Source organism: Flaviflexus ciconiae (genome assembly GCF_003971195.1).
Taxonomy (GTDB): domain Bacteria; phylum Actinomycetota; class Actinomycetes; order Actinomycetales; family Actinomycetaceae; genus Flaviflexus; species Flaviflexus ciconiae.
In genome coordinates this window covers 1,588,016-1,604,198 of the sequence record NZ_CP034593.1, presented here as the reverse complement: position 1 = coordinate 1,604,198, position 16,183 = coordinate 1,588,016, and the positions used below count along the sequence as shown (strand labels likewise).

Genomic DNA, 16,183 nt, shown 5'->3' with positions numbered 1-16,183 from the left:
GAGGAAGAATGTCAGTCAAGATTGCCCTGCTCGGCTGCGGAACCGTGGGAACCGCGGTTGCCAAGATGCTGAAAGCACAGAGCAAGGACTTCGCTCAGCGTGCCGGTGATGAACTCGAACTCGTCGGCATCGGCGTGCGCAACATTGATGCGCCGCGCGACCCGGAGATCGACCGAACGCTCCTGACTGACGACCTCGAGGCACTGACAACAAAGGCCGATATCGTTATCGAGCTCATCGGTGGCGTCGACCCCGCCCGCACGCTCGTTCTGGGCGCAATTAAGAACGGCGCTACCGTTGTCACCGGCAACAAGGCACTGCTTGCCGCACATGGCCCCGAGATTTATGAGGCCGCCGCCGAAGCCGACGTCGACGTCTACTACGAAGCCGCCGTTGCCGGCGCCGTCCCCGTTGTGTACGGCCTGCGCGAATCCCTGGCGGGTGACCGGGTCGAGACCGTCATGGGAATCCTCAACGGCACCACGAACTTCATCCTTGACGAGATGGAAACCAACGGGATGTCCTTCGACGACGCCCTGAAACTCGCCCAGGACCTCGGCTACGCAGAAGCAGATCCGACCGCCGATGTTGACGGTCACGATGCTGCGGCGAAGATCGCGATCCTCGCCTCCCTTGCCTTCCACACGCGCGTCTCTATCGACAACGTTCCGACCACCGGTATCCGCTCGATCACCGCCGAGGATATTGCGGCCGCCAAGCGCGATGGCTTCGCCATCAAGCTCCTCGGCATTGCTCGCCGCCAGGAGGCCGGCATCGAGCTCAGCGTCGAACCGACCCTCGTGCCCCTCGACCATCCCCTCGCCTCCGTGCGCGGCTCCTTCAACTCGGTCGTCACCGAGTCCGCCGGCGCCGGGCGGCTCATGTTCTATGGCCGTGGAGCGGGTGGCGACCCCACCGCATCGGCCGTTCTCTCCGACGTTGTCGCCGGGGCCTCGCACCGCGTCTACGGCGGCCGGGCTCCCCGCGAGCTCACCTACGCAGACCTGCCGATCCTCACCCCGGACGAGGGCACATCCTCGTTCCGAATCGAGTTTGAAATTGAGGACCGCACGGGCGTTCTCACGCAGCTGTCGGGTGCGCTCGCGGACAACAACGTGTCGATCTCGACCGTTCGCCAGAGCGCCGCCACCGAGTCGAGTGCACGCCTGACCGTGACAACGCACGAGGCACGCACAGCCGACGTAAAGTCGGCAATTGAAAAGATTAAGGCCGCAGACTATGTCAAGGACGTTCTGCAGGTCATGAGGGTGGAGGGCAACTGATGGCGCACCAGTGGCAGGGAGTAATCAACGAGTACCGCGACAGGCTCCCGTTCGAGGACAACGATCCGGTTGTGACCCTCTACGAGGGTGGCACGCCGCTCGTACCCGCACCCAAGCTGTCGAATCTTGTCGGAGCCGACGTTCACGTCAAGGTTGAGGGCATGAACCCGACCGGTTCCTTCAAGGACCGTGGCATGACTTCCGCCGTCTCCAAGGTGAAGGCCGACGGTACCGAAATCATTGCGTGCGCCTCGACCGGCAACACCTCCGCCTCCGCCGCGGCCTATGCCGTGGCAGCGGGTCTTGGATGTGCGGTAATTTTGCCGGCTGGCAAAATCGCTGCCGGCAAGCTCGCCCAGGCTATTGTCCACGGCGCACAGCTCGTAGCCGTTGACGGCAACTTCGATGACTGCCTGCGGATTACCCGCGAGCTGACCGAAATGCATCCCGTTGACCTCGTCAACTCCGTGAACCCGTACCGTCTCCAGGGCCAGAAGACAGCGGCTTTCGAGATCGTTGATGCTCTGGGCAAGGCCCCGGACATCCACGTCCTTCCCGTTGGCAACGCCGGAAACATCACGGCGTACTGGATGGGCTACAACGAATACGCGGGACGCACCACCCTCGCCTCGTTCGACGATTCGGCTCTCCATATGGAGAAGGTCGTCGATACGGTTCCGCAGATGTGGGGATACCAGGCGTGGGGAGCTGCTCCTCTTGTTCTCGGCCACCCCGTCGAAGACCCCGAGACGGTCGCCACTGCCATTCGCATCGGTAATCCCGCCTCCTGGAAGTACGCCGAAGAGGCCCGCGACTCCTCGGGCGGTTTCATCGATCGCGTCACCGACGGCGAGATCCTTGAAGCCCAGGCCGTTCTTGCGGCCGAGGTCGGCGTTTTTGTTGAGCCCGCCTCCGCAAGCTCCGTTGCTGGCCTTATCAAGGCCAGCAAGGCAGGAACCGTCCCCGAGGGCGCCACGATCGTGTGCACGGTAACCGGCAACGGTCTCAAGGACACGGTAACGGCACTCGAGGGTCGCAATATCGAGCCGGATGTCATCGAGCCTTCCGTCGCAGCGGCAGTCAAGGTTCTGGGACTCTAATGCGTCAGGTCACCGAGACTCTCCGAGTGCGGGTTCCCGCCACGTCCGGCAACCTCGGCCCGGGCTTCGACAGCTTGGGCATGGCGCACGGGATCTACGACGAAGTTGAAGCGACCCTCATCGCTGGCAAGACCACCGTCGATATCTTGGGTGAAGGCCAGGGCGAGCTCCCGACCGACGAGTCCCATCTTGTCGTCAGGGCCCTGATGCGCGGTTTTGAGTTCGCCGGTCTGCCGCTCGCGGGCGTTCGGATGGTCTGCCGCAACGGCATCTCCCAGTCCAGGGGCCTCGGCTCCTCGGCCGCCGCAGTCGTCGCTGGCCTGACGCTTGCCGCCGGTTTCCTCGGACGCCCCGACCTGTTCACGAAGGAAGATGTCCTCACCCTCGCAACCGAGTTCGAAGGACATCCCGACAACGCCGCCCCCGCCGTCTATGGTGGGGCGGTCGTGTCCTGGTCAGAATCGGGACGATCCCACGCCGCCAGCCTTGACCTGCACCCGGAATTGCGGACAACGCTTCTTGTGCCCACCGATGTCCTCCCGACGTCGACCGCACGGGCGGCCCTTCCGACCTCCGTTCCGCACGTCGATGCGGCATTCAACGCATCACGCAGCGCGCTCCTCGTCCATGCGCTCGGCCACGATCTCGATCTTCTACACGAAGCGACCCGCGACCGTCTCCACCAGGAGTATCGCTCGAGTTCCATGCCGGCAACGGCCGAAGTGCTCGATGCCCTACGCTCGTCGGGATGGCCGGCGGTTATTTCCGGCGCCGGCCCCGCAATCCTTGTTCTCGACGAGCTCGACGCTCAGACCTGCCGAATTCTTGAGGCCCGCGGCTTTGCCGTCACCACCCCCGGAATTGGCGAGGGTGCACGAATCGTCGAAAGCTAGCGCTTTCACCATCTTCAATAGAACAAGTTAAGAACACTTTTAATAGGCGAGCCCGGTCTTCACCATCTGAGGATCGGGCTCTCAACATACAAAGCGGCATTCCTGCAACGTTGAAAGAATGGTGCGTTACGAAACCCGACGCGACCTCACGTCTCTATGACGACAGCGACGTGTCAACAGAGTGGAACGAGACAGCAAGTTTCCTTCGCGCACCGAGGCAATATATTTGAATTGCTGATGGAATATGCTCAACATTTACACCACCGTGGGTCAAGTCCTTTGGTGTGGTGTAACTTTTCGGGGTTGGGTTAGGCGGTGAGGAAGAGTTCCTGGCCGGGATGGTGATCGGTTTGCCCGGTGGGGGCGTTGAGGGTGTGGATGAGTTTTCGCATGGAGACTTCGGAGAAGTAGCGCTGTTCGGCGTAGAGCCATTCTTCGTGCTGTTCTTGAAGGACAGCTCCGACTAGGCGGGTGACACTGGCAGGGTCGGGGAAGATCTGGACCACGTCAGCACGACGTTTGATTTCCCGGTTCAACCGCTCGATCGGGTTGTTGGACCAGATCTTCTTCCAATGCTCTTGAGGCATGTCAGCAAATGCTGTCAGCTCTGCTTCGGCCTGTTCGAGCATGGCTGCTACCTCGGGAAACGAGCCAGATAGACCGTCAATGACGGTGCGGTATTGAGCTCTGACAGTCTGCGCGGTGGTCTGAGCGAAGATCGTTGAGACCAGGGCATTGACAGGCTTAGATCGGGCTGAGCCGACCCGTTGGGTGATGTTACGGGCGAAGTGGACCCGGCACCGCTGCCAGGCCGCTCCAGGCAGGATCGCTTTGACTGCGGCTTTCAACCCCGCGTGAGCATCCGAGGTCACTACCGCCACCCCGAGCGGATCAGCGCTTGTGGCGACTTTCAGGCCGCGCTCTCGCAGGGAGCGGAGGAACTCAATCCAAAAATCGGTGGTCTCAGAATCACCCAGTGCCATGCCCAGGATCTCGCGCTTACCCTCACCGCTGACGCCGGTGGCTATGACAAGTGCTTGAGAGACGACTCGGTTACGTACACGCACGTCGAGATAGGTCGCATCCAGGAACAGGTAGGGGAACCAGGTGTGATCCAAGGGCCGGCCCAGGAACTGGCTTACGCCCTCGTCAATGTCAGCACAGATACGCGAGACGGTTGATTTTGAGATACCGGTGTCGTTGCCCAGGGCTTTGATCAGGTGATCAACCTTGCGGGTGGAGACACCATCGATCCATGCCTGGCAGATCACTGCATAAAGCGCTTTATCTACCCGGCGGCGCGGGGACAGCAGTGCCGGGAAGAAGGAGCCCTGACGCAGCTTAGGGATCTGTAGGTCAACTTCCCCGGCCGGGGTGGCAAGAGTCTGGGGCCGGGTGCCGTTACGGTGAGTGATCCGGTCAGGGGTGCGTTCGTGAGGTCCGGCGCCGATCTTGGCGGTGGCTTCAGCATCGATGAGATCTTGTAGGCCGGCCTGGAGCAGGCGGCGGAAGACATCGTTGTGAGCAAGATCAGGGTCGGTGAGGACTTCAGAAATCAGGGTCGTCAGGGCAGACTGGTGGTGAGTCATCGTGGGATGTCGCTTTCTTGTATCTTGGTCGAACATTTGAGTCTCCCACGATGACTCCCAACAATCTTCACCATCACCGTTGCTGGCAACCCCGCAGGAATTTACACCACACTAAGGGACTCACCCCCACCGTGCACGGGTCGATGCCGTTGCCTGACGTGTTGTACATCCCGGCTGGTCTGACATCCTGGCCTGCGTGGGGAAGTGGGCCCGGTCGCTACTAGTCCACTCGGCGTCGCTCTGAACAGCACCTTCAAAGACCCCGGTATCGACAGCAGTGCCCTCGGAGTTTGGTGTGATCTGGCTCGAATATGCCAAATCTTCTCATGACCTGATAGGCTGTCGCCAGCACCGATTGAAGTGCGATGCGGCTATGCCCTCGTATGGTGCCGTCCCCTCAGCGCTAGTTTTTGGGACATTGCAACTCTTATTTTCCTGATAGCGCTGAAAACCTACGTATCTCGCCCGCCTTTCATGCGGGAATCGAGGAAGGAAACTAGTGAGCGAAAATTCCTCCGCTCCTCGCAAAGCGTTGACTGCTATGCGACTTGGCGAGCTCCAGGAGCTCGCGGCCGACATGGGGCTCAAGCTCGATGCCAAGGCCCGTCGCAATGACTTAATTACATCCATTAGGGAGGCTCGCGACTCCAAGAAGAGCACTACTCCCGCCAAGAAGACGGAATCTGCCTCGGCTGAAGAGAAGCCCGAGAAGAAGGCAGACCAGGCCGCCGAGAAGAATGACGAGTCGAGCCCCGCGCCGACCCTGGATCTTCCCGTGCCCGCCGCCAAGGAATCCGCGCCCGCTGCCGATTCCGACGCTGAACTTCCCGAGGATAAGCTCGCCGCCCTTGAGGCCCTGGGCGAAGCTGCCTCCCGCAAGGCCGAAGAATCGCACCGCCGCGAGCGTACCGGCCGGGATGATCGTGGATCCCGAGCCTCCGATCGTGCTGAGCGCGCCGACCGCAGCGATCGTCAAGATCGCCGCGACAATGGCGATAATGATCAGAATGACGGTGAGGGTGATGGTCGCCGCCGCCGCAACGATCGCCGCCGGGATCGCAACAACCGTAACCGTAACGATCGGGATAGTCGCCCGGATCGTAACGACCGCCAGGACCGTGGCGACCGCTCGGACCGCGACAACCAGCGGGGCCAGCGTTCAAACGACCAGGATTCGGACTTCAACGACCAGGTTCGGGATGGCGATGTCCTCCTGAAGGTCGCCGGCATCCTCGACATCGACGGCAACAACGCCTACCTGCGTACCGCCGGTTACCTGCCCGGCCCGAACGATGCCTACGTTTCACAGGCACTGATCAAGAAGAACCGCCTTCGTCGCGGCGATGCCATTGTCGGTGCCGTTCGTGATCTCGGCGAGTCCTCCGGTCAGGGCAGGGGCGGCCGCCAGCGCCACAAGTTCAACCCCCTCGTCCAGATCGACTCGGTGAACGGCCTGACCCTCGAGGACCTTCTGAAGCGCCCCGAGTTCGGCAAGCTGACGCCGCTCTACCCGAACGAGATGCTTCGCATGGAGACGTCGCCAAAGGCGATCACCCCCCGCGTTATCGACCTTGTTGCCCCGATCGGCAAGGGCCAGCGTGGCCTCATCGTCTCCCCGCCGAAGGCTGGCAAGACGATGATCCTGCAGCAGATCGCGAACGCCATCGCTGTCAACAACCCCGATGTTCACCTCATGGTCGTTCTTGTTGACGAACGCCCGGAGGAAGTGACGGACATGCAGCGCATGGTCAAGGGCGAAGTTATTGCTTCGACCTTCGACCGTCCCGCCTCCGAGCACACCGTTGTTGCCGAGCTCGCCATTGAGCGTGCGAAGCGTCTCGTTGAGCTGGGCCAGGATGTTGTTGTTCTGCTCGACTCGATCACCCGCCTCGGCAGGGCCTACAACCTTGCGGCCCCGGCCTCGGGCAGGATCCTGTCCGGCGGTGTCGACGCCGGCGCTCTCTACCCGCCGAAGCGCTTCTTCGGTGCCGCTCGTAACGTTGAGAACGGCGGATCGCTCACGATCCTCGCATCCGCTCTCGTTGAGACCGGTTCGAAGATGGACGAAGTGATCTTTGAGGAATTCAAGGGCACCGGCAACATGGAGCTCCGACTTTCGCGTCAGCTCGCCGATCGCCGTATCTTCCCGGCCGTCGATGTCAACTCGTCGAGCACGCGCCGCGAGGAGTTGCTGTTCAGCCCCGAAGAGCTCAAGATTGTGTGGCAGTTGCGTCGGGCGCTGGGAACACTCGAGGTCCAGGAGGCCTCCGACTTCCTCCTCGGACGCCTGCGCAAGACCGAGTCGAATGGCGAGTTCCTCATGACCATCGCCAAGTCGATGCAGAGCGCCGGAAATTCTGGAGAGTAGTCTCACAGGCTCGCCCCTTGCGGGGCGGGCCACTCCGGCACGATAATTACCTGACGGCTTTCGGTTCACCGACCACGCGGACACGCGGATGATCTCGCGATCATTGGGTTGGACCCGGGGCATGAACGATCCAAGGAGAAATCTCATGAAGCAGGGAATCCACCCCGAATACGTTGTCACTGAGGTCACCTGCACCTGCGGCAACAAGTTCACGACACGCTCGACCGTGACGTCCGGAGAGATCCGCGCTGACGTCTGCTCGGCATGCCACCCCTTCTACACCGGCAAGCAGAAGATTCTCGACACCGGTGGTCGTGTGGCTCGTTTCGAGGCACGCTACGGCAAGCGGAAGAAGTAGCTTTTCACGGGGGCGCCGGCGAGAATACTCGCCGGCGCCTTCCGCATTAGTTTTGGTTTTCCCTTCAACTTTAGGATCCACCCATGCAGAACGAGTCAGTTCCCGCCCAGATGCTCACCGAGTTCCATCAGATTGAGGAACAGATGGCTAGCCCCGAGGTGCTGTCGAGCCCGGATAAGCTCCGGTCTCTGGGGCGTCGCTACTCGGAGCTGGGCCGGGTTGTACGGGTCTACCAGGAATGGATGACTGCACGCGACGATCTCGCCGAGGCGAAGGAAATCGTTGAACTGGGCGGCGAGGATGGCGAACTGTTCGCCGATGAGCTCCCGGGCCTGGAAACAAAGTTTAACGAGCTCGACGAAGAGCTTCGTAACGTCCTGATCCCGCGCGACCCCGACGACTCGCGCGACGTCATTCTTGAAGTGAAGGCCGGCGAAGGTGGCGAAGAGTCCGCCCTCTTCGCTGGTGACCTGCTCCGCATGTACCTCCGCTTTGCTGAGCTCAAGGGATGGCAGCACCAGACACTGTCCGCCACTGAGTCGGACCTCGGCGGTTACAAGGTTATCCAGGTTGCCGTGAAGAGCCCCCAGCCGCCCGAGGACCCGGCCGATGGAGTGTGGGCCCACCTGAAGTACGAGGCGGGCGTGCACCGCGTGCAACGCGTGCCCGTCACCGAATCCCAGGGCCGCATCCACACCTCCGCCGCTGGCGTTCTTGTATTCCCCGAGGTGGATGACCCGGGCGAGGTCGAGATCGACCCGAACGACCTGCGCATCGACGTCTACCGCTCCTCCGGCCCCGGTGGTCAGTCGGTTAACACGACGGACTCCGCCGTACGTATCACCCATGTGCCCACCGGCATCGTTGTCTCCATGCAGGACGAGAAGTCGCAGCACAAGAACAGGGACGCCGCCATGCGTGTCCTTCGTGCCCGCCTGCTAGCCGCACAGCAGGAAGCCGCAGCCGAAGAGGAGGCGGCCCAGCGCCGCAGCCAGGTCCGCACCGTGGACCGTTCGGAGCGCATCCGCACCTACAATTTCCCGGAAAACCGGATCTCCGATCACCGCACCGGCTTCAAGGCCTACAACCTTGATACCGTCCTCGGCGGAGAGCTCGGCCCCGTCATCGACTCCGCTCGCGAAATGGATGAGCGGGAGCGTCTCGAGAACGCGGGAGAATGACCCCCGCGGTACCCGGGGAAGAATCCTCCACGGGAAGTTTCCCGGGGCTCACGTGGCGGGCGCTCAGACTTCAGGCCCAGTCGATCCTCGCAGAGGCGGGGATCGAGTCGCCGCAGGCCGATGCTCGGTGGCTCGCCGAGCACGTTGCGGAAACCAGCCTCATCACGGCCCCCGAACCCACCGACCGGCAGGCAAAAGAGTACGAGAATCTCGTTGCGAAGAGGGCCGCTCGCATCCCGCTCCAGCACCTGACCGGAACCATGTACTTCCGGAACCTTGTTCTTCCCGCCGAGCCCGGGGTGTTCATTGTCCGTCCCGAGACAGAGCTGGTTGCAGGTAAAGCTATAGAAGCCGCCACGAAAGCTGGCCCTTCACCGCTTGTCGTCGACCTCTGCACCGGTTCCGGGGCCATCGCCATTTCCATTGCCGATGAAGTACCGGGCGCCCGGGTGGTTGCCGTGGAGCTCGATGACGTTGCCGTTGAGGCAGCGTCGCGCAATGCTATGCCGTACGGCGTTGAGGTCAGGCACGGCGATGCTCGGACTGCCTGCGACGATCTGCTTGGTCAGGTCGACGTTGTTGTCAGCAACCCACCGTACGTTCCTCCGTCTGAGGTTCCTCCCGAGGTTGGTCAAGATCCTTCCCGCGCCCTGTGGGGTGGGGGAGAAGATGGTCTCGAAATTCCCCGCGCCCTTGTTGCTCGTGCCCGCCAGCTTCTAAAGCCCGGAGGGGTGCTTGTTATGGAGCATGACGAAAACCAGGGAGAAGCTCTGGTCGAGTGGGCTCGCGAGTGGGGTATGACGGGAAGAACGGAGCCAGACCTGGCTGGCAGGCCGAGGTTTTTGTACGCGGTATGAGAAGCTAGTTCCCGTGGATATTCGTGACTGCACAACAGACTCAGGGGCCCTCGACGCCGCTTCGGTTGCCGTGTCGAACGGTAAGCTCATTGTCCTGCCGACCGACACGGTGTATGGAATCGGGGCGGACGCCTTCAACCCGGCAGCGGTGTCGAACCTTCTTGATGCGAAGGGCCGGGGACGTCAGATGCCGCCACCGGTTCTCGTAGGCACGAAGGAGACCGCCGAAGCCCTCGCGGAAAGCCTTCCCCAGGCCGCTCGCGACCTTATTGCGGAGTTCTGGCCGGGAGCGCTCACGATCATTGTGAAGGCTCAGCCTTCGCTTGCTTGGGACCTTGGTGAAACCGCCGGTACTGTTGCGCTTCGTATGCCGGACTCGGAAACGGCTCTTGCGCTCCTGCAACGGACCGGGCCCCTCGCAGTGTCCTCGGCCAACATTCACGCCCAGCCTGCGGCAACAACAATCGACGAAGCAACGGAGATGCTCGGCCAGTCCGTTGCGCTCTACCTGGACGGCGGCAAGGCCGGCGGGGGAGTGGCCTCTACGATCGTTGACGTGACAAGCGAACCTGCGCGGATTCTCCGCCAGGGCGCCATTGAACGCGAGAAGATCGCGGCCCTCATTGAGCTCGAGGAGCTTCCAGGCAGCACCACGGATGAACCCGGTAGCGCTTCCGACGCTGCCAGCGGCGTGACCGAGGAAGCGGGAAGCACGGCCTCTGCGTCTGCCGAGGGAGTTTCTGAGACTGCCGATACCGATGCTCAGGATCCCACCGCGCCGTGAGAGTTTACCTCCTCGTCATGCTTATCGCGGCGGCGGTCACCTACCTCATGGTGCCCGTCGTCCGCCGTGTGGCACTGGCGACGGGGGCTATCACGCAGGTGCGTGACCGGGATGTTCACACGGTCCCAATCCCGCGCCTAGGTGGGCTCGCCATGCTCATTGGTTTGGCGGCAGCGTTCGCAGTAGCGAGCCGGATTCCCTATCTCAGCCAAGAGTTTGCCGCCGGTTCGGCGGCCTGGGGGATCCTTCTCGGTGCGGCACTCATGTGCCTGGTTGGCATTATTGACGACATCTGGGAGCTCGACTGGTACGCGAAGCTTGCCGGTGAGATCCTCGCCGCGGGTGTCATGGCGTGGCAGGGCGTCCAGTTCGTGTCCGTCCCCGTGTGGGGACTGACCGTGGGATCGACCCGGCTCACCCTGTTCCTCACGATCATCGTTGTCGTTATCGTCGCGAACGCCATCAACTTCATTGACGGCCTCGACGGTCTGGCGGCGGGCGTTGTCGGAATTGGTTCGGCCGCTTTCTTCATCTACACATACATGCTCACCAGGGAGTCATCCCCGGGAGACTACTCGTCGGTCGCCGTCGTGGTTGTCGCTGCGCTGGTCGGTATCTGTATTGGTTTCCTGCCGCACAACTACAATCCGGCAACGATCTTCATGGGTGACTCCGGTGCTCTCATGCTCGGCCTCGTGTGCGCCGCTGCCGGCATTGTCGTCACGGGACAGATCGATCCCGGCATTGCGACCAGCCGAACAATCCCGGCTTTCATGCCGATTATTCTGCCCATCGGGGTACTCCTCATACCCCTCTTAGATTTTATGTTCGCCGTGATGCGGAGGCTTATCCGAGGCCAGTCCCCGTTCGCCGCCGATGCTGGGCACCTCCACCACAGGCTCCTGAGAGCCGGCAACTCCCACCGTGGAGCCGTGCAGGTCATTTACGTGTGGTCCGCGCTGTTCTCCTTCATTGCGGTCGGTCTTGCCTTCATGGATCCCGTTCTCGTTACCTCCCTGGCGGTCATTGGCCTTCTCGTGGCCATTGGTTACACGAGGTGGGAAATGAAAGGCGGGCTCGGTAAGTCATGATCGGAAAGTCCAAGAAGCAGCACGAGCCGGGTCATGAGCCTACCGCCGGTGAGCTCTACCGAGCGATTGCTGCCCGCACCGCAATCGGCTACCTGATCCTTGTCAGCCTTGGGGGAGCGATCGGGTACGGGGTCGATGGCACGCCCGGCCTGTGGGGTGCTCTCCTCGGTGTCGGCATTGCAGGAGCCGCGATGGGTCTCACTCTTGCGGTGATGATACTCACAGAGAAGCGGCCCGGTATCAACGATATGTCGGTGCTGCTTGGGGGATACCTGCTGAAAATTGCAATCCTTTTCGTCGTTTTTGTCAGTCTTCAGAGGTTTGATTTCTTCAACGAAACGGCTCTATTGCTAGGTTTTGTTGGCGCGGTCGTCGTCTCTCTCGCAGTCGATACAGTCACCATTGCTCGGACGCGAGCATAGGACATACGTCCCGTAACTGTGGTCACGGGCTCACAATTTGCGAATCAAATCAGTTACCATGAATCTCGTCCGCAATGAGCTCAGCAGTTCTGTGTCGAACTGGCTAAGATGCTCAACCACCCACTCACTTTCTGGGGGCCATTCTGTTCGCAAACGCCTCGTTTGAGCTCGCAGCCCAGGCCGGGCGCCTCCGTCTCGCGGCGGAAGAATCCGGCTTCCATGCACCGACCATGGACGAGTTTTTCCCGGAGCCCTACCTCTTTGCTGGGACTCCGTTCGCGATTAACCGCATCATCATGGCGCGCCTTATTGCCGTCGCCGTTCTTGCGATTATCTGCATCCTGTACGCCAAGCGTGCAAAGCTCGTCCCGGGCCGTGCCCAGGCCGCCTTCGAATATATCCTCGACTTCATCCGCAAGTCGATCGGTTACGAAGTCCTCGGTGAGGAGAAGGCGGGCAAGTACCTGCCTGCTCTCGCCACGATGTTCCTCGGCATTCTGTTCATGAACATCACGGGTGTCATCCCAGGCCTGCACATCGCCTCGACATCGCTGATCGGTATGCCGATCATCTTTGCCCTGTTCGCCTACATCATGTTTATCGCGGCAGGTATCAAGGTTCATGGCGTCGGTGGCTACTTCAAGAGCCAGCTCATGCCCGCGGGAGTCCCGTGGCCGGTCTACATTCTGATGACCCCGATCGAGTTCCTCTCGAACTTCATCGTCCGCCCGGCAACTCTCGTTATTCGTCTTCTCGCCAATATGGTGGCGGGTCACCTCCTGCTCGTGCTCTGCTTCGCGGCAACGCACGCGCTGTACTTCTCGATGGGCGGCCTGACCGGCATCCTCGCCGGCTCCGTTACCCTGCTGGGTGGCATCGGTGTCGTCGTCTTCGAGATCCTCGTCGCAGGCCTCCAGGCCTACATCTTCGCTCTTCTCGCGGCAGTGTACATCTCGCTGTCGATTGAAGAGCACTGATACTTGGGTCAACCACTCAACAACAAAGGAAACAGGAAATTATGGATACAGTCGTCGGTAACATCGCGACCATCGGTTACGGCCTCGCTGCAACCGGCCCTGCAATCGGCATCGGCATGCTCGTCGCCAAGACGCAGGAAGCTTCTGCTCGTCAGCCCGAGATCAAGTCGTTCCTCCGCGTCAACATGTTCCTCGGCATGGCGTTCGTTGAGGCCCTCGGCCTGATCGGCTTCGCCGCTGGGTTCGTATTCTGATCATGAACAACAGCGCCGAGTGGTTCAACTGGGACCCCTCGCTGCTCGTTCCAGCCTCCTATGACCTCATCTGGGGCACGGTCGCATTCGTCATTGTTGCGTTCGTGGTCTACAAGAAGGCATGGCCGACCTTTATCGAGATGCTCGACGAGCGTCGTGAAAAGATCGAAGATGGGCTTCTGGCAGCCGAACGAGCACGAGAAGAAATCAAGGCAGAGCGCGAAGAGCTCGCCGATGAGGTGACGGCCGCCCGCAAGGACGCCGCCCGCATCCGCGAAGATGCTCAGGAGAACGCTAAGGCTATCGTCGCGGACGCGCGTTCCAAGGCGAATGTCGAGGCTCAGCGGATCGTCGATTCGGCACACCGTCAAATCGAGGTCGACCGCGCCGCTGCAGCGAACTCTCTCCGCACCGATGTCGGATCACTGGCCACCAACCTGGCCGGCCGCATCGTCGAGGCCAACGTTGCAGACCGCGAGATTTCTCGCCAGGTCGTCGACCGTTTCCTCGATGAGCTTGAAGCGACAACCCCCGCGAACACGGAGGCATAGATGAGACTGGCCAGCGAGGAGGCACTCGAGCGGGTTCTCCGCTCGTGGGAGGGCGTCGTCGCCAACCGACCGTCCGATGCGATCGGCTGGGCTGGCGAGATCTTCGCAGCCGGACGCGTCCTCGACACGTCATCGGCACTCCTCCGTTCCATCACCGACCCGTCGCGCCTTCCGCAGGCACGGGCCGACCTCGTCCATCACGTATTCGACGGCAAGGTCTCCGCGGAGATCGTCGAACTCCTGGCGGGACTGGCGCGCGAGCGCTTCTCCGTCGCGGAAGACTACCGGGGGGCCGTCACGGCATCCGGTGTCGAGACTCTCCTCATGTCGGCGCAGTTCCAGAACCGCCTCGACACGGTCGAGGAAGAGCTCTACCGGGCAACCGGTGTTCTCAAGGCGGAACGCGAACTGCGTCGGGCCCTGGAGGACTCCACGTCCGAGCTCGAACGCCGTCACGGACTCGTCACGCAGATCTTCGGCGACTGGGCTCCCGAAACCGTTGCACTCGTGAAGTTCGCGGTTTCTCGCAACGAGTCGGTTGTCCCGCAGCTGCAGCACTGGGTCGGTTCCGCCGGCCGCAGGAGCCAGCATCTCGTCGCGATTGTGACGGCAGCGCAGCCCCTGGACGCGGACCAGGAGGAGCGCCTCACGCGGATCCTCTCCCAGCGCTACGGGAAGCCCGTCGAGATCCACGTCGGAGTTGATCCCGCCATTGTTGGTGGCCTCCGCATCGTCATCGGCTCGGACGTCATCGACGGCTCGCTTGCCGCCCGAATCAACAACGTGAAGTCCGTTTTCACGGACTGACAGACCAACTGCGGTTACCCGCAAAAGAAAAGGAATATCAATGGCTGAGCTGACAATCCAGCCCGAGGACATCCGGGCAGCGCTCGACAGTTTCGTTAATAATTACGAACCTGGCGAAGCGGCCACGGAAGAAGTCGGTCACGTCACCATGACCGCTGACGGGATTGCCCGCGTCGAAGGCCTTCCCGGCGCCATGGCGAACGAACTTCTCCGTTTCCAGGATGGCACCGAGGGCCTGGCCATGAACCTCGAGGAACGCGAAATTGGTTGCGTTGTCCTCGGCGACTTCTCCGGCATCGAAGAGGGCCAGGAGGTCCGCCGCACCGGAGAGGTTCTCTCCGTCCCCGTTGGTGACGGCTACCTGGGCCGCGTCGTTGACCCCCTGGGTCAGCCGCTCGACGGTCAGGGAGAAATCACCGACATTGCTGGCCGCCGTGCGCTCGAGCTCCAGGCTCCCGGCGTTATGGCGAGGAAGTCGGTTCACGAGCCGCTCCAGACCGGCCTCAAGGCAATCGACGCGATGATCCCGATCGGGCGAGGACAGCGCCAGCTGATCATCGGTGACCGCCAGACCGGTAAGACGGCCCTCGCGATCGACACGATCCTCAACCAGAAGGAGAACTGGGAGTCGGGCGACCCGAACAAGCAGGTTCGCTGCATCTACGTTGCCGTTGGCCAAAAGGGGTCGACCATCGCTTCCGTGCGCGGCACCCTGGAGCGTGCAGGCGCCCTCGAGTACACGACGATCGTTGCTTCCCCGGCTTCCGACCCCGCAGGCTTCAAGTACCTTGCCCCCTACACCGGCTCGGCCATCGGCCAGCACTGGATGTACGAAGGCAAGCACGTCCTCATCATCTTTGATGACCTGTCGAAGCAGGCCGAGGCTTACCGTTCCGTTTCGCTTCTGCTCCGCCGCCCGCCGGGCCGCGAGGCTTACCCCGGCGACGTCTTCTACCTGCACTCGCGTCTCCTCGAGAGGTGCGCAAAGCTCTCGGATGATCTTGGCGGCGGTTCGATGACGGGTCTGCCGATCATCGAGACGAAGGCGAACGACGTGTCGGCATACATTCCGACGAACGTTATTTCCATTACCGACGGCCAGATCTTCCTCCAGTCGGACCTGTTCAACTCGAACCAGCGTCCTGCCGTTGACGTCGGTATTTCCGTGTCCCGCGTTGGTGGCGATGCCCAGATTAAGGCCATGAAGAAGGTCTCGGGCACGCTCAAGATCACGCTCGCTCAGTACCGCGCCCAGGAAGCGTTCGCGATGTTCGCGTCCGACCTGGATGCGACGACTCGCCGTCAGCTGACCCGCGGTGAGCGCCTCATGGAAATCCTCAAGCAACCCCAGTACACCCCCTATGCGATCGAGGATCAGGTTGCCTCGGTGTGGGCGGGTACGAACGGCTACCTTGACCCGATCCCGGTTGAGGCGATCCACGAGTTCGAAGCTGGCATGCTCGACTACCTCCGTCACAACACGACCGCACTGTCGGCGATCCGCGACACCGGCAAGCTGGAAGACGACACCGTCAACGAGCTGCGCCGCGGTATCGAGGAGTTCCAGAAGGACTTCATGGCAGCCAAGGATGTTGTGACCGAAGAGGCTTCCGAGCCCGAGGCTGAGGAAGACGCCGAGAAGATCGTCCGCTCGAAGAGGGGCTGACA

General features: G+C 61.7%; 16 protein-coding genes. 15 read left to right on the top strand and 1 reads right to left on the bottom strand.

The window, feature by feature from the left end:
* The first annotated feature begins 8 nt into the window (after positions 1-8).
* From EJ997_RS07025 to thrB, 3 genes are read left to right on the top strand one after another with little or no spacing between them, the layout of a single operon-like run.
* Positions 9-1,283, top strand: coding sequence for a homoserine dehydrogenase (locus EJ997_RS07025; RefSeq protein WP_126703924.1), 1,275 nt, complete (start codon positions 9-11; stop codon positions 1,281-1,283).
* The gene (thrC, locus tag EJ997_RS07020) at positions 1,283-2,383 is read left to right on the top strand and encodes a threonine synthase (RefSeq protein WP_126703923.1); all 1,101 of its coding nucleotides are present in this window, start codon (positions 1,283-1,285) and stop codon (positions 2,381-2,383) included. The genes EJ997_RS07025 and thrC overlap by 1 nt, the downstream gene beginning before the upstream one ends.
* Positions 2,383-3,276: a homoserine kinase gene (thrB, locus tag EJ997_RS07015; RefSeq protein ID WP_126703922.1), complete on the top strand. Its 894-nt coding sequence runs from the start codon at positions 2,383-2,385 to the stop codon at positions 3,274-3,276. The genes thrC and thrB overlap by 1 nt, the downstream gene beginning before the upstream one ends.
* A gap of 308 nt (positions 3,277-3,584) precedes the next feature.
* On the opposite strand, the gene EJ997_RS07010 is transcribed toward thrB, so the two are convergent.
* Positions 3,585-4,865, bottom strand: a complete 1,281-nt coding sequence (locus EJ997_RS07010; protein WP_126704986.1) for an IS256 family transposase — start codon at positions 4,863-4,865, stop codon at positions 3,585-3,587.
* 499 nt (positions 4,866-5,364) lie between these two features.
* On the opposite strand from EJ997_RS07010, the gene rho reads away from it, so the two are divergent.
* From rho to atpA, 12 genes are all read left to right on the top strand, one after another.
* On the top strand, positions 5,365-7,233 hold the full coding sequence (gene rho / locus EJ997_RS07005) for a transcription termination factor Rho (protein WP_126703921.1): 1,869 nt from the start codon (positions 5,365-5,367) through the stop codon (positions 7,231-7,233).
* A gap of 145 nt (positions 7,234-7,378) precedes the next feature.
* Positions 7,379-7,591, top strand: a complete 213-nt coding sequence (gene rpmE, locus EJ997_RS07000; RefSeq protein ID WP_126703920.1) for a 50S ribosomal protein L31 — start codon at positions 7,379-7,381, stop codon at positions 7,589-7,591.
* An 83-nt stretch (positions 7,592-7,674) separates the two neighbouring features.
* Entirely contained in the window at positions 7,675-8,772 is a 1,098-nt protein-coding gene (prfA, locus tag EJ997_RS06995) for a peptide chain release factor 1 (protein WP_126703919.1), read from the top strand.
* Positions 8,769-9,629, top strand: coding sequence for a peptide chain release factor N(5)-glutamine methyltransferase (gene prmC, locus EJ997_RS06990; protein ID WP_126703918.1), 861 nt, complete (start codon positions 8,769-8,771; stop codon positions 9,627-9,629). The genes prfA and prmC overlap by 4 nt, the downstream gene beginning before the upstream one ends.
* Positions 9,630-9,642: 13 nt before the next feature.
* Entirely contained in the window at positions 9,643-10,413 is a 771-nt protein-coding gene (locus EJ997_RS06985; protein WP_126703917.1) for an L-threonylcarbamoyladenylate synthase, read from the top strand.
* On the top strand, positions 10,410-11,504 hold the full coding sequence (locus EJ997_RS06980) for an MraY family glycosyltransferase (protein ID WP_126703916.1): 1,095 nt from the start codon (positions 10,410-10,412) through the stop codon (positions 11,502-11,504). Before EJ997_RS06985 ends, EJ997_RS06980 begins: the two co-directional genes overlap by 4 nt.
* Positions 11,501-11,926: a hypothetical protein gene (locus EJ997_RS06975; protein WP_126703915.1), complete on the top strand. Its 426-nt coding sequence runs from the start codon at positions 11,501-11,503 to the stop codon at positions 11,924-11,926. Before EJ997_RS06980 ends, EJ997_RS06975 begins: the two co-directional genes overlap by 4 nt.
* Positions 11,927-12,156: 230 nt before the next feature.
* Positions 12,157-12,903 (top strand): F0F1 ATP synthase subunit A, encoded by a 747-nt coding sequence (atpB, locus tag EJ997_RS06970; protein WP_126703914.1) that lies wholly within the window; start codon positions 12,157-12,159, stop codon positions 12,901-12,903.
* A gap of 41 nt (positions 12,904-12,944) precedes the next feature.
* A complete protein-coding gene (atpE, locus tag EJ997_RS06965) occupies positions 12,945-13,157 on the top strand; it encodes an ATP synthase F0 subunit C (protein ID WP_126703913.1) in 213 nt (70 codons plus the stop codon).
* A 2-nt stretch (positions 13,158-13,159) separates the two neighbouring features.
* Positions 13,160-13,708 (top strand): F0F1 ATP synthase subunit B, encoded by a 549-nt coding sequence (locus EJ997_RS06960; RefSeq protein ID WP_126703912.1) that lies wholly within the window; start codon positions 13,160-13,162, stop codon positions 13,706-13,708.
* Positions 13,709-14,515 (top strand): F0F1 ATP synthase subunit delta, encoded by an 807-nt coding sequence (locus EJ997_RS06955; RefSeq protein ID WP_126703911.1) that lies wholly within the window; start codon positions 13,709-13,711, stop codon positions 14,513-14,515.
* A 40-nt stretch (positions 14,516-14,555) separates the two neighbouring features.
* Positions 14,556-16,181, top strand: a complete 1,626-nt coding sequence (gene atpA / locus EJ997_RS06950) for a F0F1 ATP synthase subunit alpha (RefSeq protein WP_126703910.1) — start codon at positions 14,556-14,558, stop codon at positions 16,179-16,181.
* The last annotated feature ends 2 nt before the right edge of the window (positions 16,182-16,183 follow it).

What these genes read in the sequence shown, in the direction of transcription:
- EJ997_RS07025 (WP_126703924.1), top strand. Translation starts at nt 9, where the DNA reads ATGTCAGTCAAGATTGCCCTGCTCGGCTGCGGAACCGTGGGAACCGCG.
- thrC (WP_126703923.1), top strand. Translation starts at nt 1,283, where the DNA reads ATGGCGCACCAGTGGCAGGGAGTAATCAACGAGTACCGCGACAGGCTC.
- thrB (WP_126703922.1), top strand. Translation starts at nt 2,383, where the DNA reads ATGCGTCAGGTCACCGAGACTCTCCGAGTGCGGGTTCCCGCCACGTCC.
- EJ997_RS07010 (WP_126704986.1), bottom strand. Translation starts at nt 4,865, where the DNA reads ATGACTCACCACCAGTCTGCCCTGACGACCCTGATTTCTGAAGTCCTC.
- rpmE (WP_126703920.1), top strand. Translation starts at nt 7,379, where the DNA reads ATGAAGCAGGGAATCCACCCCGAATACGTTGTCACTGAGGTCACCTGC.
- prfA (WP_126703919.1), top strand. Translation starts at nt 7,675, where the DNA reads ATGCAGAACGAGTCAGTTCCCGCCCAGATGCTCACCGAGTTCCATCAG.
- prmC (WP_126703918.1), top strand. Translation starts at nt 8,769, where the DNA reads ATGACCCCCGCGGTACCCGGGGAAGAATCCTCCACGGGAAGTTTCCCG.
- EJ997_RS06975 (WP_126703915.1), top strand. Translation starts at nt 11,501, where the DNA reads ATGATCGGAAAGTCCAAGAAGCAGCACGAGCCGGGTCATGAGCCTACC.
- atpB (WP_126703914.1), top strand. Translation starts at nt 12,157, where the DNA reads ATGGACGAGTTTTTCCCGGAGCCCTACCTCTTTGCTGGGACTCCGTTC.
- atpE (WP_126703913.1), top strand. Translation starts at nt 12,945, where the DNA reads ATGGATACAGTCGTCGGTAACATCGCGACCATCGGTTACGGCCTCGCT.
- EJ997_RS06960 (WP_126703912.1), top strand. Translation starts at nt 13,160, where the DNA reads ATGAACAACAGCGCCGAGTGGTTCAACTGGGACCCCTCGCTGCTCGTT.
- EJ997_RS06955 (WP_126703911.1), top strand. Translation starts at nt 13,709, where the DNA reads ATGAGACTGGCCAGCGAGGAGGCACTCGAGCGGGTTCTCCGCTCGTGG.
- atpA (WP_126703910.1), top strand. Translation starts at nt 14,556, where the DNA reads ATGGCTGAGCTGACAATCCAGCCCGAGGACATCCGGGCAGCGCTCGAC.